25 protein-coding genes are annotated in these 23,976 nt (G+C 71.1%); 6 read left to right on the top strand and 19 right to left on the bottom strand.

Translation table 11 applies throughout. From position 1 onward, the window contains the following. Positions 1–248: 248 nt before the first annotated feature. On the bottom strand, positions 249–932 hold the full coding sequence (tsaB, locus tag ACFXMF_RS18965; RefSeq protein WP_360308851.1) for a tRNA (adenosine(37)-N6)-threonylcarbamoyltransferase complex dimerization subunit type 1 TsaB: 684 nt from the start codon (positions 930–932) through the stop codon (positions 249–251). A 140-nt stretch (positions 933–1,072) separates the two neighbouring features. Here tsaB and ACFXMF_RS18960 point away from each other — a divergent pair, with 140 nt between their 5' ends. Both ACFXMF_RS18960 and ACFXMF_RS18955 read left to right on the top strand, forming a co-directional pair. Further along, complete coding sequence (locus ACFXMF_RS18960; protein WP_360308849.1) at positions 1,073–1,696, top strand: hypothetical protein; 624 nt, start codon at positions 1,073–1,075, stop codon at positions 1,694–1,696. Positions 1,697–1,884: 188 nt separating this feature from the next. Then, positions 1,885–4,209, top strand: a complete 2,325-nt coding sequence (locus ACFXMF_RS18955) for a transglycosylase domain-containing protein (RefSeq protein ID WP_360308846.1) — start codon at positions 1,885–1,887, stop codon at positions 4,207–4,209. 11 nt (positions 4,210–4,220) lie between these two features. On the opposite strand, the gene tsaE is transcribed toward ACFXMF_RS18955, so the two are convergent. From tsaE to ACFXMF_RS18925, 6 genes are all read right to left on the bottom strand, one after another. Beyond that, on the bottom strand, positions 4,221–4,739 hold the full coding sequence (tsaE, locus tag ACFXMF_RS18950; RefSeq protein WP_379991121.1) for a tRNA (adenosine(37)-N6)-threonylcarbamoyltransferase complex ATPase subunit type 1 TsaE: 519 nt from the start codon (positions 4,737–4,739) through the stop codon (positions 4,221–4,223). A 162-nt stretch (positions 4,740–4,901) separates the two neighbouring features. After that, complete coding sequence (locus ACFXMF_RS18945; RefSeq protein WP_360308840.1) at positions 4,902–6,044, bottom strand: alpha/beta hydrolase; 1,143 nt, start codon at positions 6,042–6,044, stop codon at positions 4,902–4,904. Continuing rightward, positions 6,041–7,246: an alanine racemase gene (gene alr, locus ACFXMF_RS18940; protein ID WP_379991122.1), complete on the bottom strand. Its 1,206-nt coding sequence runs from the start codon at positions 7,244–7,246 to the stop codon at positions 6,041–6,043. The genes ACFXMF_RS18945 and alr overlap by 4 nt, the downstream gene beginning before the upstream one ends. A gap of 130 nt (positions 7,247–7,376) precedes the next feature. After that, positions 7,377–8,840: an NAD(P)H-hydrate dehydratase gene (locus ACFXMF_RS18935; protein WP_360308834.1), complete on the bottom strand. Its 1,464-nt coding sequence runs from the start codon at positions 8,838–8,840 to the stop codon at positions 7,377–7,379. Between the two features lie 11 nt (positions 8,841–8,851). Beyond that, positions 8,852–9,220 carry a holo-ACP synthase gene (locus ACFXMF_RS18930; RefSeq protein ID WP_360308831.1) on the bottom strand — a complete coding sequence of 123 codons (369 nt, stop codon included), beginning with the start codon at positions 9,218–9,220 and terminating at the stop codon, positions 8,852–8,854. 128 nt (positions 9,221–9,348) lie between these two features. Beyond that, the gene (locus tag ACFXMF_RS18925; protein ID WP_379991123.1) at positions 9,349–10,320 is read right to left on the bottom strand and encodes an EamA family transporter; all 972 of its coding nucleotides are present in this window, start codon (positions 10,318–10,320) and stop codon (positions 9,349–9,351) included. A 112-nt stretch (positions 10,321–10,432) separates the two neighbouring features. On the opposite strand from ACFXMF_RS18925, the gene ACFXMF_RS18920 reads away from it, so the two are divergent. Further along, on the top strand, positions 10,433–10,972 hold the full coding sequence (locus ACFXMF_RS18920) for a MarR family transcriptional regulator (RefSeq protein WP_360308825.1): 540 nt from the start codon (positions 10,433–10,435) through the stop codon (positions 10,970–10,972). Positions 10,973–11,070: 98 nt separating this feature from the next. Here ACFXMF_RS18920 and glmS read toward each other — a convergent pair whose 3' ends face one another. Continuing rightward, positions 11,071–12,921: a glutamine--fructose-6-phosphate transaminase (isomerizing) gene (gene glmS / locus ACFXMF_RS18915; RefSeq protein ID WP_360308822.1), complete on the bottom strand. Its 1,851-nt coding sequence runs from the start codon at positions 12,919–12,921 to the stop codon at positions 11,071–11,073. Positions 12,922–13,014: 93 nt separating this feature from the next. On the opposite strand from glmS, the gene coaA reads away from it, so the two are divergent. Further along, on the top strand, positions 13,015–13,983 hold the full coding sequence (gene coaA, locus ACFXMF_RS18910) for a type I pantothenate kinase (RefSeq protein ID WP_360308819.1): 969 nt from the start codon (positions 13,015–13,017) through the stop codon (positions 13,981–13,983). Between the two features lie 34 nt (positions 13,984–14,017). After that, on the top strand, positions 14,018–14,992 hold the full coding sequence (locus tag ACFXMF_RS18905; RefSeq protein ID WP_360308816.1) for a DUF389 domain-containing protein: 975 nt from the start codon (positions 14,018–14,020) through the stop codon (positions 14,990–14,992). Between the two features lie 39 nt (positions 14,993–15,031). Here the strand turns inward: ACFXMF_RS18905 and glmM are convergent, their stop codons facing one another. The 3 genes from glmM to rplM all read right to left on the bottom strand — a co-directional run bounded on the left by glmM (position 15,032) and on the right by rplM (position 17,531). Then, positions 15,032–16,399: a phosphoglucosamine mutase gene (gene glmM, locus ACFXMF_RS18900; protein ID WP_360308813.1), complete on the bottom strand. Its 1,368-nt coding sequence runs from the start codon at positions 16,397–16,399 to the stop codon at positions 15,032–15,034. Positions 16,400–16,560: 161 nt separating this feature from the next. Next, entirely contained in the window at positions 16,561–17,046 is a 486-nt protein-coding gene (gene rpsI, locus ACFXMF_RS18895; RefSeq protein ID WP_020549204.1) for a 30S ribosomal protein S9, read from the bottom strand. 41 nt (positions 17,047–17,087) lie between these two features. After that, positions 17,088–17,531, bottom strand: coding sequence for a 50S ribosomal protein L13 (gene rplM, locus ACFXMF_RS18890; protein ID WP_360308809.1), 444 nt, complete (start codon positions 17,529–17,531; stop codon positions 17,088–17,090). Between the two features lie 358 nt (positions 17,532–17,889). Between rplM and ACFXMF_RS18885 the strand changes: the two genes are divergently transcribed. Then, a complete protein-coding gene (locus tag ACFXMF_RS18885; protein WP_360308806.1) occupies positions 17,890–18,945 on the top strand; it encodes a hypothetical protein in 1,056 nt (351 codons plus the stop codon). Between the two features lie 24 nt (positions 18,946–18,969). On the opposite strand, the gene truA is transcribed toward ACFXMF_RS18885, so the two are convergent. The 8 genes from truA to infA form a co-directional block, all read right to left on the bottom strand. Then, entirely contained in the window at positions 18,970–19,812 is an 843-nt protein-coding gene (gene truA / locus ACFXMF_RS18880) for a tRNA pseudouridine(38-40) synthase TruA (protein WP_360308803.1), read from the bottom strand. A 100-nt stretch (positions 19,813–19,912) separates the two neighbouring features. Next, positions 19,913–20,434, bottom strand: coding sequence for a 50S ribosomal protein L17 (gene rplQ / locus ACFXMF_RS18875; protein WP_360308800.1), 522 nt, complete (start codon positions 20,432–20,434; stop codon positions 19,913–19,915). Positions 20,435–20,532: 98 nt separating this feature from the next. After that, complete coding sequence (locus tag ACFXMF_RS18870; protein WP_020549209.1) at positions 20,533–21,549, bottom strand: DNA-directed RNA polymerase subunit alpha; 1,017 nt, start codon at positions 21,547–21,549, stop codon at positions 20,533–20,535. A gap of 113 nt (positions 21,550–21,662) precedes the next feature. Then, positions 21,663–22,289, bottom strand: coding sequence for a 30S ribosomal protein S4 (rpsD, locus tag ACFXMF_RS18865; RefSeq protein ID WP_020549210.1), 627 nt, complete (start codon positions 22,287–22,289; stop codon positions 21,663–21,665). Between the two features lie 28 nt (positions 22,290–22,317). After that, positions 22,318–22,719, bottom strand: a complete 402-nt coding sequence (gene rpsK, locus ACFXMF_RS18860; RefSeq protein ID WP_020549211.1) for a 30S ribosomal protein S11 — start codon at positions 22,717–22,719, stop codon at positions 22,318–22,320. A 67-nt stretch (positions 22,720–22,786) separates the two neighbouring features. Next, the gene (gene rpsM, locus ACFXMF_RS18855) at positions 22,787–23,167 is read right to left on the bottom strand and encodes a 30S ribosomal protein S13 (protein ID WP_360308795.1); all 381 of its coding nucleotides are present in this window, start codon (positions 23,165–23,167) and stop codon (positions 22,787–22,789) included. 182 nt (positions 23,168–23,349) lie between these two features. Then, positions 23,350–23,463: a 50S ribosomal protein L36 gene (rpmJ, locus tag ACFXMF_RS18850; protein WP_009740505.1), complete on the bottom strand. Its 114-nt coding sequence runs from the start codon at positions 23,461–23,463 to the stop codon at positions 23,350–23,352. A gap of 116 nt (positions 23,464–23,579) precedes the next feature. Next, the gene (gene infA, locus ACFXMF_RS18845) at positions 23,580–23,801 is read right to left on the bottom strand and encodes a translation initiation factor IF-1 (RefSeq protein WP_018382544.1); all 222 of its coding nucleotides are present in this window, start codon (positions 23,799–23,801) and stop codon (positions 23,580–23,582) included. Positions 23,802–23,976 lie beyond the last annotated feature (175 nt).

The following is a 23,976-nucleotide window of genomic DNA, read 5'->3' as shown; positions in this document are numbered from 1 at the left end:
GCCACTCAGCCCCGCCGGCGCTTGAGGCGAACCCAGCCCGGCCGGCGCTTGAGGCAAATCAGCCCCGCCGGCGCATGAGGCGAACCCAGCCCGGCCGGCGCATGAGGCCACCCAGCCCCGCCGGCGCTTGAGGCGAAACAGCCCGGCCGGCGCATGAGGCCAAAAAGCCCCGCCGGCGCTTGAGGCGAACCCAGCCCGGCCGGCGCATGAGGCCAACGAGGCCAACGAGGCCAACGAGGCCGGCGACGCTAGGCCCTCGCCCCCGGCCCACCGGGCGTAACAACCTTGTACCCCACGGGAACCTGCGCATCGGGCCGCCGCAAATACAACGGCTCGGGAGCCAACAACGCACCGCCCCCCACCAACCGCCCCACCGCGAACGCCGCCAGCGCCGCCGCGTCCGGATGCTCCGGCAACCGCGCGTCGGCAAAGGCCGAGGCATACAGCGCAGCCCCCGCCCCCACCGCCGGCAACCCCCTGACCTCCTCGGCCAACTCGCCCGGACGATCCACCGCCGGCCCCTCCACCCGCGCGCCCGCCTCGTCGTACCGCGCCCAGTAGACCTCCTTGCGCCGCGCGTCGGTCGCCGCCACGAACGGCCCGTCGACGGTGCCGTCCCGGCCCGCCGCGTACGCGAGCGCGTCGAGGGTGCACACCCCGTGCACGGGGATGCCGAGCGCGTCGCCCAGCGCGAGCGCGGTCACGATGCCGACCCGCAGGCCGGTGTACGGCCCCGGCCCGACGCCGACCGCGATGTCGGTGAGCTCGGCGCGGGTGCGACCCGCCACCCGCAGCACGTCGACGATGCCGGGCGCGAGCAGTTCGCCCTGGCGACGTGCGTCGACCCGGGTGGAACCGGCAAGCACGCCGGAATCGTCGTGGAGGGCGACCGTAACGGCCGGGGTCGCGGTGTCGAAGGCGAGCAGCAGCACCGCACCAGGCTACCGACCGCAAGCGGTGCCTCCGCCCGTCGGCACCCACGCGATACGAAAACTGCACCCGGCTCCAACGCGCGGACGGCACCTGCCGGCACCATGGAGGCCACCACACGGCGGAAGAGGGACCCAAGGCAATGGCGAAGCGGCTCAACCCGGGCGTGGCCGTCGCGGGCATCACCATCGCCGCACTGGTCGGCGTCGGATTCCTCGCGGCGCAGGCCGCGAACTCGGCGCCGGACAACCGGGGGATAGCGCGCACCAGCACCCCGACGCCGTCCGCCGTATCCGGCGCACCCGTGCCCCCGGTCTACGTCCCGCCGCCCGTGCCCACCGGCTCCGGCACCGGCAAGCGAGTCGTCTACTCGGTCAAGGCCGGCCACGTCTGGCTGGTCGACGAGGCCGAGCGCACGCTGCGCGAGTACCGGGTCGCGAACGCGCCGGTCAAGCCGCAACCGGGCACCTACCAGGTCACCCAGAAGAAGGAAGAGGCGCAGCCCGGCAGCGACGGCCTGCGGATCACCCACTCCGTGCGCTTCGGGGCGGTACAGGGCGTCCCCCTGGGTTTCGCCGCCACCGACACCCCACTGGACCAGATCGACGCCGGCAACAAGCCCGCCCCCTCCACCAGTGGCACCCCCCGCCCGCGCACCTCCACCCCGGCCGGCAAGCAGAGCGCGGGCGTGCGGTCCGGCACGGAGGACGGCGCCGCCCTGTGGGCCTTCGCCCCGGTCGGCACGCCGGTCATCGTGGTGCCCTGACCCACCTGCGGTCCGAATCCGTCACGTCACGCCACGCCCACCGTCGCCCCATTCAGCGGCCATTTCGGGACATTGCCCACATATCATCAGGACGATGATCCCTCCGGTCACGCCCGCCCCATCAACCACACGCGGCGACCGACCGGACGGGCCCGTCAGGGCAATGGCACCGAGGAAATGGTGGCGGCGTGGCGCACGACTCCTCCGGCCCGAGCGGTCCCGGCGACGTCCAGGGCCCGACTCCCCGGCGCAGGCTGTTCGACTATCCGCGCGGCAATCGGCACGGACTCCGGCGCTGGCTGCCCTCGTTCAAGCACCTGCTGACCTTCGTCCTGCTGGTGCTCTCCGGTCTGTTCGCCGCCGTCGGCCTGGTCTACGCGGTCACCCCGGTCCCGCACACCGTCAACGCCCAGGCCCGCCAGCAGAGCAACGTCTGGTACTGGAGCGACGGCACCGAGATCACCCGCACCGGCACCACCAACCGGCAGACCGTGCCACTGTCGGAGATCCCGCTCGACGTGCAACGGGCGGTACTCGCCGCCGAGGACCGCTCCTTCTACAGCAACTCCGGCGTCTCGATCACCGGCACCGTGCGCGCCCTGCTGCGCAACGCGGCCGGCGGCGGAGGCGGGCTCCAGGGCGGTTCGACGATCACCCAGCAGTACGTCAAGAACGTCTACCTCACCCAGGAGCAGACGCTGGCCCGCAAGTTCAAGGAGGCGATCATCTCGGTCAAGCTCGATCGCACCGTCTCCAAGGACGACATTCTCAGCGGGTATCTCAACAGCGTGTACTTCGGCCGCGGCGCGTACGGGATCCAGGCGGCGGCGCAGGCGTACTACGGCGTCGACGTCGGGCAACTCACCGTCGAGCAGGGCGCCTACCTCGCGGTGTTGTTGAACGCGCCCAGCGCCAACGACGTGCGCAACACCACCGACGCGGGCCGCCGGCGGGTGCTCGCGCGCTGGAACTACGTGCTGGACGGCATGGTCAAGGAGAAGTGGCTCACCCCCGAGCAACGCGCCGGCATGGTCTTCCCCGAACCGCTCGACCCACGTCCGGCGGCCAACCTGGCCGGTGTGAACGGCTACCTGGTGGAGATGGCCAAGCGATATCTGCTCGACCACAAGGTGGTCGACGAGGACCGACTCGACGCCGGCGGCTACGCGATCACCACCACGTTCGACAAGCGCAAAACCGAGGCGCTCCAGCAGACCGTCCAGGACCAACTCGCCCAGTCGCTGGACCCGGCGAAGCGCTCGGCCGACGTCGGCGTCCGGGTCGCCGCCGCGTCCGTGGAACCGGGTACCGGGCGGATCGTCGCGATCTACGGCGGACCGAACTACGTGAAGCAGTTCGTCAACGACGCCACCCGCCGCGACGTGCAGGTCGGCTCCACCTTCAAGCCGTTCGTGCTCGCGGCCGGACTGCGCGACGGGGTGCAGGACGGGGACGGCGGGCGCGACCGGATCAGCACGCGCACGCGGTACAACGGCAACGACAACGTGGTGATCCGCTACCCGAACGGCAAGCCGGTGCTCCAGGACGGCGTGCCGTGGCAACCCGGCAACGAGGACGGCGTCAGCTACGGGCAGATCGACCTGGCCCGGGCGATGGACAAGTCGGTGAACACCGTCTACACCCAACTCGGCATGGACGCGGGCCCCGACCGGGTGGTGCGGGCCGCGGTGGACGCCGGGCTGCCCGCGAGCACGCCGGGCCTGCAACCGGTGCCCTCCGTCTCGCTGGGCACCTCCACCCCCAGCGCGCTGGACATGGCCTCGGCGTACGCCACCTTCGCGGCCGAGGGCAAGGCGCGCGACAACTATCCGGTGGAGAAGCTGACCCGCTCGGGCAATTCCGTCGACCTGCCCGACCACAACACGAAGGGCGGCTTCGACGACCAGCAGGCGCACGCCGTCACCCAGGTCCTGCGCGGTGTCGTGGACGACGGCACCGGTTTTCGCGCACAGGCGCTGAACCGGCCGGCGGCGGGCAAGACCGGTACCACCGACGACAACCGCTCGGCCTGGTTCGTCGGGTACACGCCGGACCTGGCCACCTCGATGGGGATGTTCCGCGAGGACCCGGACACCCATGCGTTCCTGTCCATGTCCGGGGTCGCCGGGCTGCCCCGGGTGGACGGCGGCAACCTGCCGACCCGGATGTGGACCACGTACATGCGGGCCGCGCTCGCCGGGCAGCCGGTCGCCGAATTCCCGGAGGACACCTCGGGCGGCCTCGGCGGGCCGGACACCAGCCTGGTGCCGCCGGACACCTCCACCACGACCCCCAGCGCCCCGGCCACCGCGAGCGGCAGCCCGCCCGCCGGCGGCGACACCGGCACCACCGCGCCGCCCACCGCTCCCCCGGCGACCGGCACCCGCGCACCGGCCACGTCGGTCGGGCCGACCGGCTCCGGCGGCGGAGCGAGCACCCGCCCGCCCAGTCGGGCCCCGAACTCGCCCAACGTCCCGAACACACCCGGATCGCAGACGACCGCCGCGCCCTGACCCGCCGGCCGTCAGCCGGCCAGCGCGTCCAGGGCGACGCCCGCCCAGCGCGCGCCGATCCCGGTCACCGCGATCGTGCGCACCTCGTCGCCGGCGAAGTCGGTCGGGCTCTCCGCGAGCGCGTCCGCGCCGACCGGGTCGCGCGCGATGGCGATCTCCAGCCGATCCTCGGTCAGTTCCTCGACCATGCCCTCGCCCCACTCGACCACGGTCACCGACTCCTCCAGCGAGGCGTCCAGATCCAGGCCGTCGATCTCGGCCGTGACGTCCGCCGAGCCGCCGAGCCGGTAGGCGTCGACGTGCACCAGCGCCGGCCCACCGACCTCGGACGGATGTACCCGGGCGATCACGAACGTCGGCGAGGTCACCGCGCCGCGCACGCCGAGGCCCACCCCGATGCCCTGGGTCAACGTCGTCTTGCCCGCGCCGAGCCCACCGGACAGCACGATCAGGTCGCCGGCCCGCAGCAGCTTGGCCAAGCGGGCGCCGAGCGCACGCGTGTCCGCGCCGCCGGCGACCGTCACGGTCACACTTCGCACCACTTCAGCACTCCCAGCACACCGAACTCACGGGCCCGAACCGCCTCGGGTCCGCCCTCCCCGGGCCCGGCCCCGGTTGTGCCCGGGGTCGCGACTCGGGGTCACTGCTCGGGATCACTGTCCATCAGGATCCCGGTCTTCGTCGATTCCGACCTATGCGGACGATTCGCCGCGTGGATGCCGCTCGGATCGCCCCGCGCGCCGTTTCGGCGCGGTCGCGGTGCGCGCGAGAAGCTCGCGCAGCGCCGCGTTGACCACCTCCGGGTGTTCCAGCAGGGTCAGGTGTCCCGACTGCGGTACGACCAGCAATTCGGCGCCGGGCAGCGCCTCCTTGATCGCCTCGCTGTGCGAGGCCGGCGCTATCAGGTCCCCCTCGCCGGCCACCACGAGCGTGGGCACGTGCGCCAGCGCGGGCAGCGCGGCCAACTTGTCGTGCGCCTCGAAGGCCGGGAAGAACTCGGCGATCACGTCGATCGGGGTGCCGGAGATCATCCGGTCGGTGAAGCGCACCAGGGTCGGGTCCACCTCGGAGTCGAACGCGTACCGCTCGGTGAACAGGTAGACCAGGTCCCGGGCGGCCCGCCGGCCCGCCTCCACCAGCGCGGCCCGACGGCCGAGCGTGCGCAACACCCCCGGCGCGATCCGGTGCACCAGCCGGGCGCCGGCCGCGGGGATGCCCAGCGTGACGGTCGCCCAGCGGCCCGCCGAGGTGTTCATCAGCGCGACGCCGATCACCCGGTCCCCGAACAACTCGGGGTGTTGATCGGCCAGCGCCATGATGGTCATCCCACCCATCGAGTGGCCGAGCAGCACCAGCGGCCCCTCGGGGGCCAGTTCGGTCAGCACCGTGTACAGGTCCGCGCCGAGGTGGTCGATCGTCGAACTCTCCGGCGCGGCCCGACCGGAGCGGCCGTGGCTGCGCTGGTCGTACAGGACCAGGCGGTAGTCCTCGCGCAGTTCGGCCCGCTGGTAGTGCCAGCAGTCCATGTCCAGGCAGTAGCCGTGGCAGAGCACCACGGTCACCGCCGCGTCGCGTTTGCCGTCCACTTCCGCGTACAGCTCGACGCCGTCGCCGGCGATGACGGTGTGGGGTTCGCCGCGCAGCGTGCCGAACTCGGCGAGCGCGTCCAGTTGGGCCTCGGTGCGCCGGCGGAACGCCCGCCCGACGGTCATGCGTTCGATCGCCACGCCCGCGGCGGCACCGGCCGCGAGCACGCCGACCGCGGCGCCCAGGATGCCGGCCCGACGACCGAGTGCCCGGCCGCCGCCGGAGCCGACCGGTACCGGGGTGGTCACGGCGCGGCCGTCCCGTCGGCGGCGACCCCACCGACCGTCGTCCCCTCGACCGCCGTCCCCTCGACCGCCGTTTCGCCGACCGTCGTTCCGCTGTAGACGCGAGGCACCCGCACACCGATCCGGGTGACGATCTCGTAGCTGATCGTGTCGATCGCCCGGGCCCAGTCCTCGGCGGTGGGCTCGCCGCGATCGCCCGGGCCGAACAGGATCGCCTCGTCGCCCGCGGCGGCGTGGTCGTCACCGAGGTCGACCACGAACTGGTCCATCGCGACCCGGCCCACGATGGTGCGTCGACGGCCGGCCACCAGGACCGGGCCGACGTTGCTCGCGTGCCTGGGGATGCCGTCCGCGTAGCCGGTGGGCACCAGCGCGAGCGTGGTGTCCCGGGGCGCGGTCCACGCATGCCCGTAGGACACGCCGTGCCCGGCCGGCACCCGCTTGACCCCGGCCAGGCTCGCCGTCAGCGTCATCGCGGGGCGCAGCCCGAAGTCGGCGGGGCCGCCGACCTGCGGCACGGGCGAGAGGCCGTAGCTGACCAGGCCCACCCGGACCAGGTCGAAGTGCGCCTGCGGCAGGAGCAGGGTCGCGGGCGAGTTGGCCATGTGCCGCACCTCGGGGGTGACCCCGCAGCCCTCGGCGTGCGCCGCCATCGCGGTGAACTCGGCGAGCTGGGCGGGCACCGAGGGGTGCCCGGGCTCGTCCGCGCAGGCGAAGTGCGACCACAGGCCGACCACCTCGACGGCCCCGTCGGCCTGTGCCTTGAGCCCGGCGTCCACCAGGGCCGGCCAGTCGGCGGGCGTGCAGCCGTTGCGTCCCAGGCCGGTGTCGGCCTTGAGGTGCACGCGCGCGGTCCGGCCGGCCGCGCGGGCGGCGGCCACCACCTCGCGCAGCGCCCAGAGCCCGCTCACCGAGATGTCCACATCCGCGCGCACCGCGTCCTCGAACGCGTCCCCGGGGGCCCACAACCAGGTGAGCACCCGGCCGGTGTCGCCCGCCGCGCGCAGGGCGAGCGCCTCCTCGACCACCGCGGTGCCCAGCCACGTGGCGCCGGCCTCGCGGGCCGCTCGCGCGCACGGGATCATGCCGTGTCCGTAGGCGTCCGACTTGACCACGGTCATCACCGCCGCCGAGCCCACTCGCGCGCGCACGGCCGTGATGTTGTCCCGAATCGCATCGAGATCGATCCGCGCCTGGGCACGCATGTTGCTGGTGGTCCTTCCGACGACGGTCAGCGACGAGAGTGGGGACCCCGGTCCCGGACGGATCCGGGTCCGGGCATCCCGGAACTCAAGACTCCCAGTGTGGCAGGCTCGTGCCGGGACGGCGTCCCCGTCACGTGCCTGTGACGTCCGCCCACACCGCGGGCAGCACCCGAATCAGGTCCGGCGCGGTCACCGGACCCGGCAGCGCACGGGCGGCCAGACCGTGCAGGTAGGCGGCCACCGAACCGGCGTCCAGCGCGTCCAGGCCCGCCGCGAGCAGCGCGCCGGCGAGCCCGGAGAGCACATCGCCGCTGCCCGCGGTGGCCAGCCACGGCGTGCCGGTGGGATTGATCCTGGCCCGGCCGTCGGGCGCGGCGATCACCGTCGTGGTGCCCTTGAGCAGCACGACGCAGTCGTAGAGCCCGGCCAGCCGGCGCGCGTGTTCCAGCCGCTCGGCCTCGATCCGCTCGCGGGTCGCCTCGATGCCGGCGGCGGCGAACAGCCGTACCGCCTCGCCCGCGTGCGGGGTCAGCAGCACGGGGGCGGACCAGGTGCCGGGCGGGGTCCGGGCGAGCAGGGTCAGTCCGTCCGCGTCCACCAGTACGGGCACCCGCGAGCGCAGCGCACTGGTCCAGCGCGCCCGGGCATCCGGGTCGGTGTCCAGCCCCGGGCCCACCACCCAGGCCTGCACCCGACCAGCATCGGCGGGCGCCGACACGCCGGCCAGCGTCTCCGGCCAGGCCGCGAGCACCGGGTCCACCACGTCGGCGGGGCCGGCGAACCGGACCGCGCCCACACCGCCGCGCACGGCCGCGCCGACCACGAGCACCGCCGCGCCGGGATATCTGGGCGAGCCGGCGACCACGCCGAGCACCCCGCGCGAGTACTTGTCGCTCTCGGCCGAGGGCGCGGGCAACAGCCGGGCCACGTCCGCGTGTTGCAGGACGGTCAGGTTCGGATCGGGCAGCTTCGGATCGAGTCCGATGTCGACCAGCCGGCACACCCCGGCGTGGGTCGCACCGGGGTCGACCAGCAGGCCGGGCTTGTACGTGCCGAAGGTGACCGTCACATCGGCGCGCACCGCGGCACCCTCGACCCGCCCGGTGTCCGCGTCCACCCCGCTGGGCACGTCGACCGCGACCACGATCGCGTCCCGTACCCGTGCGAGCAGTTCGGGAGCGGGCGCGCGCAGCGCGCCGCGCCCGCCGATCCCGACGATCCCGTCGAGCACCAGGTCGGCCCGCCCGAGCAGGTCCGGGTCGATCCGGGCCGGCTCGCGGGCGTCCCACACCCGGGCGCCGGCCCGCCGTGCCGCGGCCAGGCCGCCGGGGTGGGCCCGCTCCGGCGCGAGCAGCAGCGCGTCCACTCTGGCCCCGCGTCGGGCCAGCAGGGCGCCCGCGTACAGGGTGTCCCCGCCGTTGTCGCCGCTGCCCACGAGCAACACGACGCGCGCGCCGTAGACCCGGCCGAGCAGTCGTACGCACGTGTTCGCCAGGCCCGCCGCGGCCCGGCGCATCAGCGTGCCCTCGGGCAGCGCGGCCAACAGCGCGGCCTCCGCGGTTCGTACCTGTGCGACTTCGTGCGCGGCCCGCATCCGACGCCCCCTCAGCCCTCGGCGATCACGACAGCGGAAGCAATGCCCGCGTCGTGGCTGAGCGACACATGCCAGTGCTGCACGCCCAGTTCGGCGGCCCGCGCGGCCACGGTGCCGCGGACCGCGAGCAGCGGCCGGCCGGACTCCGCGGTGGTCACCTCGGCATCGTGCCAGTGCAACCCGGTGGGCGCGCCGAGCGCCTTGGCCAGCGCCTCCTTGGCGGCGAACCGGGCGGCCAGCGACGCGACGCCGCGTTCCTGTCCGGGGCGCACCCAGCGCTCGCCGTCGGTGAAGAGCCGATCGGTCAACCCCGGGGTCCGCTCCAGGGACTGCCCGAACCGCGCGATGTCCGCCACGTCGATACCCACACCGATGATCACGTCCCGAGCCTACAAACACCGCGGGCGGCCCGACCCCGGGCACGGACGAGCCCGGGCCGCATCCCCGTGGGATGCGGCCCGGTGGGCTCGCGGCGTGTGCGGCGGATTCAGCGGCGTGTGCGGCGGATTCAGGAGACCTCGACGACCTCGGCCCGGTTCCGCTCCTTCGTCTCCGCGACCTTCCCGACCGGCGTGACCGGCAGGTCGACCCGCACGGCGCGGCGCTTGGGCTGCCGCTGGCCGAGCACCATCGCGCCCAGGGCGATCAGCAGCCCGAGCACTTGCGGCGGGGTCAGCGTCTGGCCCAGCACGACCAGGCCGGCGAGCGTGGCGACCACCGGGTTGACCAGGCCGAGGAAGGACGTCACACCGGCGCCGAGGCGCTCGATGCTGCGGAACCACAACACGTAGGCGAGGGCGGTGCCGATCAGGACCAGGTAGCCGAAGCCGAGCAGGTTGCGGCCGGTGGGCACCGGCGGCATGCCCTCGATCGCGAACATCAGCGGGACGATCACCAGGCCGCCGGCGGTGAGCTGCCAACCGGTGGTGGCCAACAGCGAGACACCCTCGGGCCGGCCCCAGCGCGCCGACATCACCACGCCCATCGCCATCAAGGTGGTGGCCAGCAACATCAGGCCGACGCCGATCGGGTCGATCTCGGCCTTCGAACTGAGCACGAGCAGCGCGACCCCGACCACGCCGCCGACGCCCGCGAGCAACACCCGCGGTTGCGTCCGCACCTTGAGGATCAGGAACGACAGGCCCGCGACGATCAGCGGCGACACCGAACCGATGGTGGCCGCGACCCCGCCGGGCAGGCGGTAGGCGCCGGCGAAGATCAGCGGGAAGAACAGCCCCACGTTGAGCATCCCCAGGACGAACGACCGCCACCACCACACCCCGGTCGGCAGCCGTCTGGAGAGGGCGACCAGGAGCAGACCCGCGGGCAACGCCCGCACGCCGGCGGCGAGCAGCGGCCGGTCCGCCGGGAGCATCTCCGTGGTGACCAGGTAGGTGGTCCCCCACGTGGCCGGGGCCACGGCCGTCGCCAGGAGCATCCCCACGCGACCGAGCCCCTTGCTACCACCCTGAACCGCCATGCCATTCACCTCAACGCTAGTTTTGCGAGCACTGACTATCTGAACGTTGAGATAAGTAAATACCCTCGATCTGCGAGCGTCAAGTAGATGAGCGTTGAGATAAATTGGCGGCATGACCGAACGCGACACCCGCGACGTGGACACCCGCGACGCCATCGACGACGTATGGGACCAATGGCGCCACGAGCGCCCCGACATCGATCCGGCCGACCTGGACGTGATGGCGGCCGTGGGTCGGATGAACCGCCTGCGCCGCTACATCGACCAGACGCTGCGCACCTACTTCGCCCGGTACGGGCTCGACTTCTCCGAGTTCGACGTACTGGCCACCCTGCGCCGCTCCGGCGGCGTCGAGGGGGTCAGCGCCGGCACCCTGCTGCGCTCGGCGATGGTCACCTCCGGCGCGATCACCAACCGGGTGGACAAGCTCACCGCGAAGGGCCTGGTCGAGCGCTCGGTCAGCGCCGAGGACCGGCGCTCGGTCCTGGTCAAGCTGACCCCCGAGGGCATCCGGCTCGTGGACGACATCCTGCTCGGCCACCTGGAGAACGAGAGCCGTTTCCTCGCCGTGCTCGACGCCGCCGAGCGCGACCAGCTCAACGGCCTGCTGCGCAAACTGCTGATCGCCCAGGGCGACACCCACCTGGGCTGATCCAAACGAACGACCCGAGCAGTCCCGCCCCACAACGCGAAACCGCCCCGCGCCCCCTCGTTCGAGGAGGCACGGGGCGGCCGACGAGCCGGGTCGAACTACTCGACCGTGACCGACTTGGCCAGGTTGCGCGGCTGGTCCACCTCGTGGCCCTTGGCCGTGGCCAGCTCGCAGGCGAACACCTGGAGCGGCACGGTGGACACCAACGGCTGGAGCAACACCGGCGTGACCGGGATGCGCACCAGGTGGTCGGCGTACGGCACGACCGCCTCGTCGCCCTCCTCGGCGATCACGATGGTGCGCGCGCCGCGCGCCCGGATCTCCTGGATGTTGGACACGATCTTGTCGTGCAGCACCGAGCGCCCGCGCGGCGACGGAACCACCACCACGACCGGCAGACCCTCCTCGATCAGCGCGATCGGGCCGTGCTTGAGCTCGCCCGCCGCGAAGCCCTCGGCGTGCATGTACGCCAGCTCCTTGAGCTTGAGCGCACCCTCCAGGGCCACCGGGTAGCCCACGTGCCGACCCAGGAACAACACCGAACCGGCGTCGCTGAGCGAACGCGCCAGCTCGCGCACCGGCTCCATGGTGTCCAGGACCTTCTCCACCATCTCCGGCATCGCCGCGAGCTGCTCGATCACCTCGGTGATCTCGTCGCCCCACTTGGTGCCGCGCACCTGGCCCAGGTAGAGCGCGACCAGGTAACACGCGACGAGCTGGGTCAGGAACGCCTTGGTCGAGGCGACCGCGACCTCGGGGCCGGCGTGCGTGTACAACACGGCGTCCGCCTCGCGCGGCATGGTCGAGCCGTTGGTGTTGCAGATGACCAGCACCTTGGCGCCCTGCTCGCGGGCGTGCCGCTGGGCCATCAGGGTGTCCATCGTCTCGCCGGACTGCGAGATGGTCACCACCAGCGTCTGCCGGTCCAGGATCGGGTCGCGGTAGCGGAACTCGCTGGCCAGTTCGACTTCGCAGGGCACCCGCGTCCAGTGCTCGATCGCGTACTTGGCGATCAGCCCGGCGTGGAAGGAGGTACCGCAGGCGATGATCACCACCTTGTCGATCTCGCGCAGCACCTCGTCGGCGATCCGCACCTCGTCGAGCACCAGGCTCCCGTCGGTACCGATCCGGCCCAGCAGCGTGTCGGCGACCGCCTTGGGCTGCTCGGCGATCTCCTTGAGCATGAAGTAGTCGTAGCCGTCCTTCTCGGCGGCGGAGACGTCCCAGTCCACGTGGTACTCGCGGAACTCCGCCGGCGCACCGTCGAAGTCGGTCACCGTGATCGTGTCCCGGCGCAGCTCGACCACCTGGTCCTGGCCCAGCTCGATCGCCTCGCGGGTGTGCTCGATGAACGCGGCGACGTCCGAGGCGAGGAAGTTCTCACCCACCCCACGACCGACCACCAGCGGCGAGTTGCGGCGCGCGCCGACCACCACGTCGGGAGCGTCCGCGTGCGCCGCGACCAGGGTGAACGCACCCTCCAGTCGGCGACACACCCGGCGCATCGCCTCGGCCAGGTCCTCGCCGGCGCCCGGGAACTCCTCGGCCAGCAGGTGCGCGACCACCTCGGTGTCCGTCTCGGAGCTCAACTTGTGCCCACGCTCGGCCAACTCGGCTCGCAGCGCGGCGAAGTTCTCGATGATCCCGTTGTGTACGACGGCGACCCGGCCCGCGTTGTCCAGGTGCGGATGCGCGTTCGCATCGTTGGGCGCACCGTGCGTGGCCCACCGTGTGTGGCCGATGCCGCACGTCCCCACCGGCAGCGGCGACTCGGCCAGCGCGCCCACCAGGTTCGCCAGCTTCCCGGCACGCTTCTCGCTCACCAGCGCACCGGCGGAGAGCACGGCCACCCCGGCCGAGTCGTAACCGCGGTACTCCAGCCGCTTGAGCCCACCAATGACCACGTCCAGCGCCGATTGAGCGCCCACATATCCCACAATCCCGCACATGGGGGCCAGCCTAAGGGGTCGCCGTCGAGCCGGCGGAAACGCGTTCGACGGCCCGCCGACGGGACGCGGGCACACACTCGGGACAATAGGCGTGTGCAATCCTTCGCGGCTCAGGGGCCGGCTCGCGACCTGTCCCCCTTCGTCGAACTCGACCGCGCCGCCTGGACCCGGCTACGGGCCGGGACGCCGCTTCCGCTGACCGCCGACGAACTCGAACGCCTGCGCGGCCTGGGCGACGTGGTCGACCTCGACGAGGTCTCCGACGTCTACCTGCCGCTGTCCCGGCTGCTGAACCTCTACGTCGGCGCCACCCGCGGCCTCGGCCGCGCGCTGACCACGTTCCTGGGCAACGGCGAGAACCCCGGGATACCGTTCGTGATCGGCGTCGCGGGCAGCGTCGCCGTGGGCAAGAGCACCACCGCGCGCATCCTGCGCGAACTGCTCGCCCGCTGGCCCGACCACCCGCACGTCGAACTGCTGACCACCGACGGCTTCCTCTACCCCAACGAGGAACTGGAACGCCGCGGGATCATGCATCGCAAGGGCTTCCCCGAGTCCTACGACCGACGTGCCCTGGTCCGCTTCGTGGCGGACGTCAAGGCGGGCAAGCCCGAGGTCTCCGCGCCGGTCTACTCGCACCTGACCTACAACATCCTGCCGAACGAGCGGCTGACCATCCACCGGCCCGACATCCTCATCGTCGAGGGCCTCAACGTCCTGCAACCCGCCTCGCCCACCCCCGACGGCCGACCCCGACTCGCGCTGTCCGACTTCTTCGACTTCAGCGTCTACGTGGACGCCCGCACCCAGGACATCCGCCGGTGGTACCTGGAACGCTTCGTCAAGCTGCGCCAGACCGCGTTCCGCGACCCGGCCTCCTACTTTCGCAAGTACGCGGTGATGACCCCCGAGGACGCGCTGCGCTACGCGGAGAACACCTGGGCCACCATCAACGAGACCAACCTGGTGCAGAACATCCGGCCCACCCGGGCCCGGGCCACCCTGGTGTTGCAGAAGGACGCCGACCACGCGGTGAGCAGGCTGCGGCTGCGCAAGTTGTGACCCCGGGCGTCGTGACCTTGGGTACGGTCGCACAATGTTCCATCTGCGCCTGATCGTTCCCACCGACCGCAGCGCCGCCGTGCGCGATCTGCTGCTCGTCGAACCCGGCGCCACCCACCTGGTGGTCTGGCCGGGGGCCGCGGTGCAGCCCGCGGGCGACGTGATCGCCTGCGATCTCGCGCGCGAGGCCACCAGTACGGTGCTCGCCGACCTGCGCGCGCTGGGCCTGGAACAGGACGGCTCGATCGCGCTCGAGGACCTGGACGTGCTGTTGTCCCGCTCCGCCGACCAGGCCGAGCGGGACGCGCCGGGCGAGGGCGCCGACTCCGTGGTGTGGGAGGAGATCGAGGAGGCCACCTCCGAGGAGTCCACGCTCTCCGTGACGTTCCTGGCCTTCCTGGCCGTCGCCACCATGATCGCGGCGTGCGGCGTGCTGCTCGACAACCCGATCCTGGTCGTCGGCGCGATGGTGGTGGGCCCGGAATTCGGCCCGCTCGCCGGCCTGTGCGTGGCCGCGGTGCAGCGCCGGCCCCGACTCGCCGCCCGGTCCGCACTGGCCCTGCTGGTCGGCTTCCCGGTGGCGGTGGTGGCCACCATGGGGTTCACCGGACTCCTGGACCTGCTCGGCCTGTTCGACCGCGACATGCTCGAACGCCCGCGCCCGCTCACCGAGTTCATCTACCAGCCGGACTGGCTCTCGTTCTGGGTCGCGCTGCTCGCCGGCGTCGCGGGCATGCTCTCGCTGACCAGCGCCAAGTCCGGTGCGCTGATCGGGGTACTGATCTCGGTCACCACCGTGCCCGCCGCCGCGAACGCCGCGGTGGCGATCCGCTACAGCGACTACCGCCAGGCGGCCGGTTCGCTGGGCCAACTCGGCCTGAACCTGGCCGGCATCGTGTTCGCGGGCACCGCGACCCTGCTCGTACAACGCGCCCTGTGGCACCGCCAGGCCGGCCGAAACAAGCGGCGGCCCCCGTCCGGATCGACAGGGGCCGCCAAGTCTTCGTGAACCCGCGGGTCTTCGTGAACCCGCGAGAACCCGGCCGGGCTAATCCAGCGCGAGCAGGGTCCGCACGACCTCGGCCAGACCCGTCGCCTCGTCGTGCGCCTGGTCGTGCGTCTGCGCCTCGACCATCACCCGGACCAGCGGCTCGGTACCCGAGGGGCGCAACAACACCCGCCCGGTGTCGCCCAGGCGTTCCTCCACCAGTGCGACGGCGCCCGCCAGTTCGGGCGTGGTGTGCACCCGGGTGCGGTCCACGCCGGCGACGTTGATCAACATCTGCGGCAGTCGGGTCATCACCGAGGCCAGCTCGTGCAGCGGCTTGCCGGTCTCCGCGACGCGCGCCAGCAGCCGCAGCGCGGTCAGCGTGCCGTCGCCCGTGGTGGCGTGGTCCAACAACACCACGTGGCCGGACTGTTCGCCGCCCAGCGACAGGCCGGACGCCTGCATCGCCTCCAGGACGTAGCGGTCGCCGACCGCGGTCTCCACCATCTTGATGCCCGCGGCCTGCATGGCCAGCTTGAGCCCGAGGTTGGACATCACGGTGGCCACCAGCGTGTTCTCCACCAGTTGCCCGGCGTCGCGCATCGCCAGCGCGAGCACCGCCAGGATCGCGTCGCCGTCGACCAACTCGCCGCGCGCGTCCACCGCCAGGCACCGGTCCGCGTCGCCGTCGTGCGCGATCCCCGCATCCGCGCCGTGCTCGACCACCGCGGCCGCGAGCGCGTCCATATGCGTGGAACCGCAGTTGTCGTTGATGTTGAGGCCGTCCGGCTCCGCGTGGATCGCGATCACCTCGGCCCCGGCCCGGCGCAGCGCGTCCGGTGCCACCGCGGAGGAGGCGCCGTTCGCGCAGTCCACCACGATCTTGAGCCCGTCCAGGCGATGCGGCAGCGAGGCCAACAGGTGTTCGACGTAACGCTCGTGGCCCTCGGGGTGGTCCTGCACCCGGCCGACCCCGGATCCGGTGGGCCGCTCCCACGCGGTGCCCAGCAGCGCCTCGATCTCGTTCTCCACGTCGTCCGGCAGCTTGTGCCCGCCGCGCGTGAAGAACTTGATCCCGTTGTCCGGCATCGCGTTGTGGCTCGCCGAGAGCATCACGCCCATGTCCGCGCCGAGCAGCCCGGTCAGATGGGCGATCGCCGGCGTCGGCAGCACCCCGGCGCGGTAGACGTCCACGCCCGCCCCCGCCAGGCCCGCGACCACGGCGGCCTCCAGGAACTCTCCGGACGCCCGGGGGTCGCGACCCACCACGGCGAACGGGCGGCGACCGTGCCCCGATGGCGGAATCCCGTCCCGACCGCGTGATCCCAGCACCCGCGCGGCGGCGACCGCCAGATCGAGCGCCAGTTCCGCCGTCAGCCGGCCATTCGCCAGGCCACGTACGCCGTCCGTACCGAAGAGTCGTCCCACAGTTGGATCTCCCGCATACATTCCGGATGTCTCGGACACTACCTCGCGGCGCCACTCCCGCAGGAGTAGCGCCGGAAAACGCATCAGGCCCCGGGGGCACGAACCGTGCCCCCGGGGCCTGATGACGCTGCGAACAGCCGCAGAGGGTGCTGCGAGGCTGTTTAGCGCTTGCTGTACTGAGGCGCCTTGCGCGCCTTCTTCAGACCGTACTTCTTGCGCTCCGTGGCACGCGGGTCACGGGTCAGGAAGCCGGCCTTCTTGAGCGCCGGGCGGTTCGCCTCGACGTCGGCCTCGTTCAGCGAACGGGCCACACCCAGACGCAGCGCGCCGGCCTGGCCGGAGACGCCGCCACCGTGGATACGGGCGTGCACGTCGTAGCGGTCGTCCAGCTCGAGCACCTTGAAGGGCTCGTTGACCAGCTGCTGGTGCACCTTGTTCGGGAAGTACTCCTCGAGCGTGCGCCCGTTGATCTTCCACTTGCCCGTGCCCGGCACGATGCGGACGCGCGCGACGGCTTCCTTGCGGCGGCCGGTGGCCGAACCCGCCTGCGGCTCGCTGAAACGCGAGGCGAGCGACTCGGACGTGTAGCTTTCGAGCGGAAGACCCTCGGTCTCCTCGATCGGGGTTTCTGCAATGGTCTCGGCCACTGTTCTCCTCAAACTATTCGTTCGTCAGGCGGTGGCCGTGACTACTGCGCGACCTGGGTGATCTCGAACGGAACCGGCTGCTGCGCCGAGTGCGGGTGCTCGGAACCGCGGTACACCTTGAGCTTCGACAACATCTGCCGACCCAGGGTGTTCTTCGGGAGCATGCCCTTGATGGCCTTCTCCACGGCCTTCTCGGGGTTCTTGTCCAGCAGCTCGTCGTAGCGGACGGCGCGGAGGCCACCCGGGTAGCCGGAGTGGCGGTACGCCATCTTCTGGCTGCGCTTGTTGCCCGACAGGTGCACCTTGTCGGCGTTCACAATGATGACGAAATCGCCGGTGTCGACGTGCGGCGCGTACACCGGCTTGTGCTTACCCCGGAGCAGGGCAGCAGCCTGGGTGGACAGACGGCCGAGCACGACATCGGTCGCGTCGATGACGTGCCACTGACGCTGGACGTCGCCGGGCTTGGGGCTGTACGTGCGCACGGTCGATAGCCTTCGCTTCTTCGTGAGTGTGTGCTTACGGATGCCGACTTGGCTGTCCGGGAGATGATTCCGAACCGAATGCGGACTCCGGTGGCCGGCGGCCCGGCGTACCGACTCCACTCAAGCAAGCCAATACGCACAACGAACCGGCACAATACCGGGTCAAGGGGGTGCCGGTCAAAACGAGCAATGGGGCAATGATCTGCTCATGCCCCTCCCCAGCGTAAGCCATCGGCACGGGTGCTCCTACCATGCCACGCCGGCCGTCACCGGATCGGCGGATAGGTACGATGCGCCGAACGACTGGAGCGTCGGCGCATGGGGAGCCGGGGCGGGTCATTCCTTGCAGGGGGCGGGTATGTCGGGGGTCGGTACACCACCGGGAGACGACGGGCAGCAGCCGTGGAGCGTGCGCCCGGGTGGGCCCGGCACGCCCGGGCAGCCGCAGCACGCCTGGGACCCGTTCCCCTCGCACGCGCACGACCCGCACGGGCAACAACCGCACCAGGAGCCCGCGCAGCCCTTCGCGCAGTCTCGTCCCGTACCCGAACAGCCAACGCAGCAACAGCAGTTCGCCGGTTCCGCCGGGCCCGACTGGGGCGCGCTGGCGGAACAGCGGGACTCCGCGGCCCGGCGCCGCCGACTGCTGTTCACCGTCGGCGGCACGGTGCTCGGCCTCGCGCTGGTCGGCGGCGTGGTCGCCGCGGCCATGGCGATGTCCGGCGGCGACGACAAGAAGAAGGCCGGACCCGGCTCCTCGTCCGGCCCCTCCGCCGAGTCCTTCGCGCCGGCCAAGCCGACCTTCCGGCCCGCCCCCACCGTCCCGCCGCCGCCTCCGGCCCAGGCGGTGCTCGCCGACCCGACCCTGGACAACGCGCCGTTCACGGTCGAATCGTTGTTCCCCAATTCGAAGTTCACCGTCAACGGGCGGCAGTACTCGGTGGTCGCGAGCAAGCTGGACAGCACCTGTTCGGACGCCACCGACGCCAAGCTCGGCCCGGCCGCGCGCAACCAGCAGTGCACCCAGCTCATCCGGCTCGCGGTGGTCGGCCCGGACGGCATCGTCTCCACCGCCGCGGTCGCCTCGTTCCCGTCCGCGGACAAGGCGAGCGCGATCAAGAACGGCAAGGACGGCGGCGAACTCCTGCCGCTGGCGGGCCCCGGCGTCAAGGTGTTGGACACCAAGAAGCAAAAGCACGGCAAGCTGCGCAACTCGGTCGGCCGCTACGCGTTGTTCACCCTGGACTGGTACGCCAACGGCAAGGACCCGGTGGGCGACGACAAGCCGATGGCCCAGGCCCAGGACGACGTGGACAAGTTCCTGTGGAACTCGCTCACCGCGCGCGGCGAGGCCAGGTCCAAGCAGATCGACGAGGAGAACCGGCGCAAGGCCCTGGAACAGATCCAGGGTTGACCCGGCCCCGGTCGCGACACCGACTCAGCTTCCGTCGCGCCGCCGCCGGGTCGCGGTGACCCGATCGGCGAGCAGTTCGTCCGCCGGGTAGGCCACCTCCTCCAGGGTGAGCCCGTGCGCGGGCGCGACGTGCACGCCCGAGTCGCGCACCGCGCGCCCGAGCACCTCCAGCGGCCAGTCCACCGGCTTGCGCCCGGTACCCACCGCCAGCATCGCGCCGACCAGCGAACGCACCATGTTGTGGCAGAACGCGTCCGCCCGCACGGTGGCCACGATCACCGGCCGAAACGCCGGACCCAGATCGGCCCCGCTCGGCCTCTCGCGCGCCCAGGAGAAGTCCTGGAGGCAGCGCACCGTCGTGGCCCCCTCGCGCCTGCGGCAGAACGACGCGAAGTCGTGCTCGCCCAACAACCGCTGCGCCGCCGCGTTCATCCGGGTCTCGTCCAGCGGCCGGTCGTGCCACACCACGCTGCCCCGCCGCAGCGGATCCACCCCGCCCGGCGCGTCGCACACCCGGTACGCGTAGCGCCGCCAGATCGCGCCGAACCGCGCGTCGAAGCCCTCGGGCGCCACGGTGATGTCCCGCACCCGCAGATCGCGCGGCAGCGCCCCGGTGACCCGACGCAGGGCCACCTCGCCCATCGCGGCCCAGACGTCGTCGGGCACGTCGAGATGGGCCACCTGGCCCCGCGCGTGCACCCCCGCGTCGGTCCGGCCGGCCACGGTGAGCTGGGCCGGCTCGGCCAGCCGCAGCACGGTGGTCAGGGCGCTCTCCAGCGTGCCCTGCACGGTGCGCAACTCGCGCTGGCGGGCCCAGCCCGCGAACTCGGTGCCGTCGTACGACAGATCGATGCGCAAGCGCACCACCTCAACCACCTCCGGGCATGGCGCGAGCCCGTCCCCCGTACGAATACGGGGAACGGGCTCGCACTGTGATTCAGAACGCGTGGAGCATGCGACGAGACCGTCAGGCCTTGTCGGCGTCCTTGCTCTCCTCGGCCTGCTCGGCCTCGGCGGCGGGCGCCTCCTCGGTCTCGACGACCTTCGTCGTCTCGACCTTGGCGGTCTCCTGCTCCTTGACCGAGCGCTTCGTGGCGGCCTCGGCCTCGCCGACCGCGGTCTGCGCCACGGTCAGCGCCTCGACCAGCTCGATGACCGCCATGGGCGCGTTGTCGCCCTTGCGGTTGCCGATCTTGGTGATGCGCGTGTAACCGCCCGGGCGGTTCTCGTACCGGGGAGCGATCTCCTCGAACAGCGAGTGCACGACGCTCTTGTCACGAACGATCGTGAGCACCTGGCGACGGTTGTGCAGGTCGCCCTTCTTCGCCTTGGTGATCAGCCGCTCGGCGACGGGACGCAGCCGACGCGCCTTGGCCTCGGTCGTGGTGATCCGACCGTGCTCGAACAGCGCCGTCGCGAGACCGGCCAGGATCAGCCGCTCGTGGGACGGGCCGCCGCCGAGGCGCGGACCCTTGGTGGGCCTGGGCATGTTTTCTCCTAGATATTCCTGCGCCGGCCGTGTCAGGTACCGGCGTCAGTCCACCCGGGCCGGTCGGCCCGGGTGGTGGCAACGCCTTGCGGCGAAGCTCAGTACTGCTCGGTCTCCGCGAAGCCGTGGTCGTCCTCGTCGCCGAAGCTGTCCGCGGCGGCGGTCGGGTCGAACCCGGGCGGGCTGTCCTTGAGGGCCAGGCCCATCCCGTTGAGCTTCGCCTTGACCTCGTCGATGGACTTCGCACCGAAGTTGCGGATGTCCAACAGGTCGGCCTCGCTGCGCGCGACCAGTTCACCCACGGTGTGGATGCCCTCGCGCTTGAGGCAGTTGTAGGAGCGGACCGTGAGCTCGAGCTCCTCGATCGGCAGCGCCAGATCGGCCGCGAGCGCGGCGTCGGTCGGCGACGGGCCCATGTCGATGCCCTCGGCGTCGATGTTCAGCTCGCGCGCGAGACCGAACAGCTCGACCAGCGTCTTGCCCGCGGAGGCCATCGCGTCACGCGGACGCATGGACTGCTTGGTCTCGACGTCGACGATCAGCTTGTCGAAGTCCGTGCGCTGCTCGACACGGGTGGCCTCGACCTTGTACGTGACCTTGAGCACCGGCGAGTAGATCGAGTCGACCGGCACGCGGCCGATCTCCTGGCCCGCCTGCTTGTTCTGCACCGCGGAGACGTAGCCGCGACCGCGCTCGACGGTCAGCTCCATCTCCAGCTTGCCCTTGGCGTTCAGCGTCGCCAGGACCAGGTCGGGGTTGTGCACCTCGACCCCGGCCGGCGGCGCGATGTCGCCGGCGGTGACCACACCCGGACCCTGCTTGCGCAGGTACATCACGACCGGCTCGTCGTGCTCCGAGGAGACGACGAGCTGCTTGATGTTCAGGATGAGGTCGGTGACGTCCTCCTTGACGCCCGGCACGGTGGTGAACTCGTGCAGGACACCGTCGATCCGGATGCTGGTGACAGCCGCGCCCGGGATCGAGGAGAGGAGCGTACGACGGAGCGAGTTGCCGAGCGTGTAGCCGAAGCCCGGCTCGAGGGGCTCGATGACGAACCGCGAACGGTATTCGTCGACGACGTCCTCGGTAAGGGTGGGCCGCTGAGCGATAAGCATGTGGATGCCTCCTGATCATGGCGCCCGCTATTTGACGCCAGTGGAAACAAGGATACGGGCGGACCGACGCCGAGTTGAAAACCCGGCTCGATCCGCCCGATCCCGTTGAGCTGCTACTTGGAGTAGAGCTCGACGATGAGCTGCTCCTGCACCTGCGTGTCGATGACCTGACGCGCGGGGAGGGAGTGCACGAGGATGCGCATCTTGCCCGGGATGACCTCGAGCCAGGCCGGGACGGTGCGCTCGCCGGCCTCGGCGCGAGCGACCACGAACGGGGTCAGCTCGACCGAGTCCTTGCGGACCTCGATGATGTCGTTGTCGGAGACCCGGAACGACGGGATGTCCGTCTTGACGCCGTTGACCACGATGTGACCGTGGCGAACGAGCTGACGGGCGTGGTCACGCGACTTGGCGAAGCCCGCGCGGTAGACCACGTTGTCCAGGCGCGACTCGAGGATGCGAAGCAGGTTCTCGCCGGTCTTGCCCTGGCGACGGTTCGCTTCCTCGTAGTAGCCCTTGAACTGCTTCTCGAGCACACCGTAGATGCGCGCGCACTTCTGCTTCTCGCGCATCTGCAGCAGGTACTCGCTGTCCTTGGTACGGCCACGACCGTGCTCGCCCGGCGGGTAAGGCCGAATCTCGATCGGGCACTTCGGGCCCTCGCACTTGCTGCCCTTGAGGAACAGCTTCATCTTCTCGCGACGGCAGCGCTTGCAGTCCGCGCCGGTGTAACGCGCCATTGTTCTTTAACTCCTAGTCAGCTGCTGGTCAGACGCGGCGGCGCTTGGGGGGGCGGCAGCCGTTGTGCGGCACGGGGGTGACGTCCTGAATGGAGCCGACCTCCAGGCCGGTGGCCTGCAGCGAACGAATGGCGGTCTCACGACCGGAACCCGGGCCCTTGACGAAAACGTCGACCTTGCGCATGCCGTGCTCCTGGGCACGACGCGCGGCGGACTCGGCGGCCATCTGCGCGGCGAAGGGGGTCGACTTGCGCGAACCCTTGAAGCCGACGTGGCCCGCGGAGGCCCACGAGATCACGTTGCCGCTGGGGTCCGTGATCGACACGATGGTGTTGTTGAACGTGCTCTTGATGTGGGCGTGCCCGTGAGCGACGTTCTTCTTTTCCTTGCGGCGCACCTTCTTGGCGCCCGCGCGGCTCTTGGGAGGCATCTGCTGGAAACTCCTGAGGTCGTCGGTCCGCTACGAATTGAGGACCGCGTGATCCGTCGTACGCGGACTACTTCTTGCCCGGCTTCTTCTTGCCGGCGATCGCGCGACGCGGGCCCTTGCGGGTACGCGCGTTGGTGTGGGTGCGCTGACCGCGGACGGGAAGACCGCGACGGTGACGCAGACCTTCGTAGCAACCGATCTCGACCTTGCGGCGGATGTCGGCGGCGACTTCGCGGCGGAGGTCACCCTCGACGCGGTAGTTCGCCTCGATCCAGTCGCGAAGCTTGATCAGGTCGTCCTCGGCGAGATCGCGGACGCGGGTGTCAGGGTTGACACCGGTGTTCTTCAGCGTGTCCAGCGCACGAGTGCGCCCGACGCCGAAGATGTAGGTCAGAGCGACCTCGACCCGCTTCTCACGGGGGAGGTCGACGCCGACGAGGCGTGCCATATGTGTGGCTCCTGGTTTAGTCGGAGGTCTGGCCCAGCACCGGTCCGGTACACCTGCTGGAGATGTCCTCGGTCCTCGGCCTCCGGCCGAGGGTGGCGTCCCGCACGAGGCGGGGGTCGGGTGCTGCGGCTCTTACGTGGTGCGTCGCGCGTCGATCGCTCGTTGTGCGAGGGGGGTGCTGCTCAGCCCTGGCGCTGCTTGTGGCGCAGGTTCTCGCAGATCACCATGACCCGGCCGTGACGGCGGATCACCTTGCACTTGTCGCAGATCTTCTTGACGCTCGGCTTGACCTTCATGATTTCTCCGGTACGTGTGACGAAGGCGTGCGGGCACGCCGCCGTCGCCGAGTCGGTTATCGGTTTGCGTCCAAGCCCCACGCGTCACGCACGGCGTGGGCGGGGCTGGGGCTCGCCTACTTGTAGCGGTAGACGATCCGGCCGCGGGTCAGGTCGTACGGGCTCAACTCGACGACGACCCGGTCGTCCGGAAGAATTCGGATGTAGTGCATCCGCATCTTCCCACTGATGTGCGCGAGGACTTTGTGCCCGTTCTGAAGCTCCACGCGAAACATGGCGTTGGGGAGCGACTCGATGACGGTGCCCTCGATTTCGATGGCCCCTTGCTTCTTGGGCATGTCCTCCGCGCTTCGTATCTCGGGATCAGCTACCGTTACCCGGCCACATGACGAAGCTCAAATTTTTGGCGCCCAGATGACGGGCGCGCCAAACCTGGCTACATGTGAGCCGACGAGTCAGTCTAAGGCACTCGGTCGGTGAAAGCGAAACCGGGCCCGGAACCGCAGGTTCCGT

Source organism: Embleya sp. NPDC059213 (genome assembly GCF_042754445.1).
In the GTDB taxonomy this organism is placed as follows: domain Bacteria; phylum Actinomycetota; class Actinomycetes; order Streptomycetales; family Streptomycetaceae; genus Embleya.
The sequence above is the reverse complement of the archived record's forward strand: the minus strand, read 5'-3'. Positions and strand labels throughout refer to the sequence as shown.

Excerpts from the sequence above, each read along its gene's own strand:
- ACFXMF_RS18925 (WP_379991123.1), bottom strand. The coding sequence starts at position 10,320 with ATGGCGGTTCAGGGTGGTAGCAAGGGGCTCGGTCGCGTGGGGATGCTC.
- infA (WP_018382544.1), bottom strand. The coding sequence starts at position 23,801 with ATGCCCAAGAAGCAAGGGGCCATCGAAATCGAGGGCACCGTCATCGAG.
- rpmJ (WP_009740505.1), bottom strand. The coding sequence starts at position 23,463 with ATGAAGGTCAAGCCGAGCGTCAAGAAGATCTGCGACAAGTGCAAGGTG.
- rpsD (WP_020549210.1), bottom strand. The coding sequence starts at position 22,289 with ATGGCGCGTTACACCGGCGCGGACTGCAAGCGCTGCCGTCGCGAGAAG.
- ACFXMF_RS18935 (WP_360308834.1), bottom strand. The coding sequence starts at position 8,840 with ATGCGGGCCGCGCACGAAGTCGCACAGGTACGAACCGCGGAGGCCGCG.
- glmS (WP_360308822.1), bottom strand. The coding sequence starts at position 12,921 with ATGTGCGGGATTGTGGGATATGTGGGCGCTCAATCGGCGCTGGACGTG.
- rpsK (WP_020549211.1), bottom strand. The coding sequence starts at position 22,719 with ATGCCTCCCAAGAGCCGCGCGGGCGCCAAGAAGGTGCGCCGCAAGGAA.
- ACFXMF_RS18885 (WP_360308806.1), top strand. The coding sequence starts at position 17,890 with ATGTCGGGGGTCGGTACACCACCGGGAGACGACGGGCAGCAGCCGTGG.
- ACFXMF_RS18960 (WP_360308849.1), top strand. The coding sequence starts at position 1,073 with ATGGCGAAGCGGCTCAACCCGGGCGTGGCCGTCGCGGGCATCACCATC.
- rplQ (WP_360308800.1), bottom strand. The coding sequence starts at position 20,434 with ATGCCCAGGCCCACCAAGGGTCCGCGCCTCGGCGGCGGCCCGTCCCAC.
- rpsM (WP_360308795.1), bottom strand. The coding sequence starts at position 23,167 with ATGGCACGCCTCGTCGGCGTCGACCTCCCCCGTGAGAAGCGGGTCGAG.
- ACFXMF_RS18920 (WP_360308825.1), top strand. The coding sequence starts at position 10,433 with ATGACCGAACGCGACACCCGCGACGTGGACACCCGCGACGCCATCGAC.
- ACFXMF_RS18905 (WP_360308816.1), top strand. The coding sequence starts at position 14,018 with ATGTTCCATCTGCGCCTGATCGTTCCCACCGACCGCAGCGCCGCCGTG.
- alr (WP_379991122.1), bottom strand. The coding sequence starts at position 7,246 with ATGCGTGCCCAGGCGCGGATCGATCTCGATGCGATTCGGGACAACATC.
- ACFXMF_RS18870 (WP_020549209.1), bottom strand. The coding sequence starts at position 21,549 with ATGCTTATCGCTCAGCGGCCCACCCTTACCGAGGACGTCGTCGACGAA.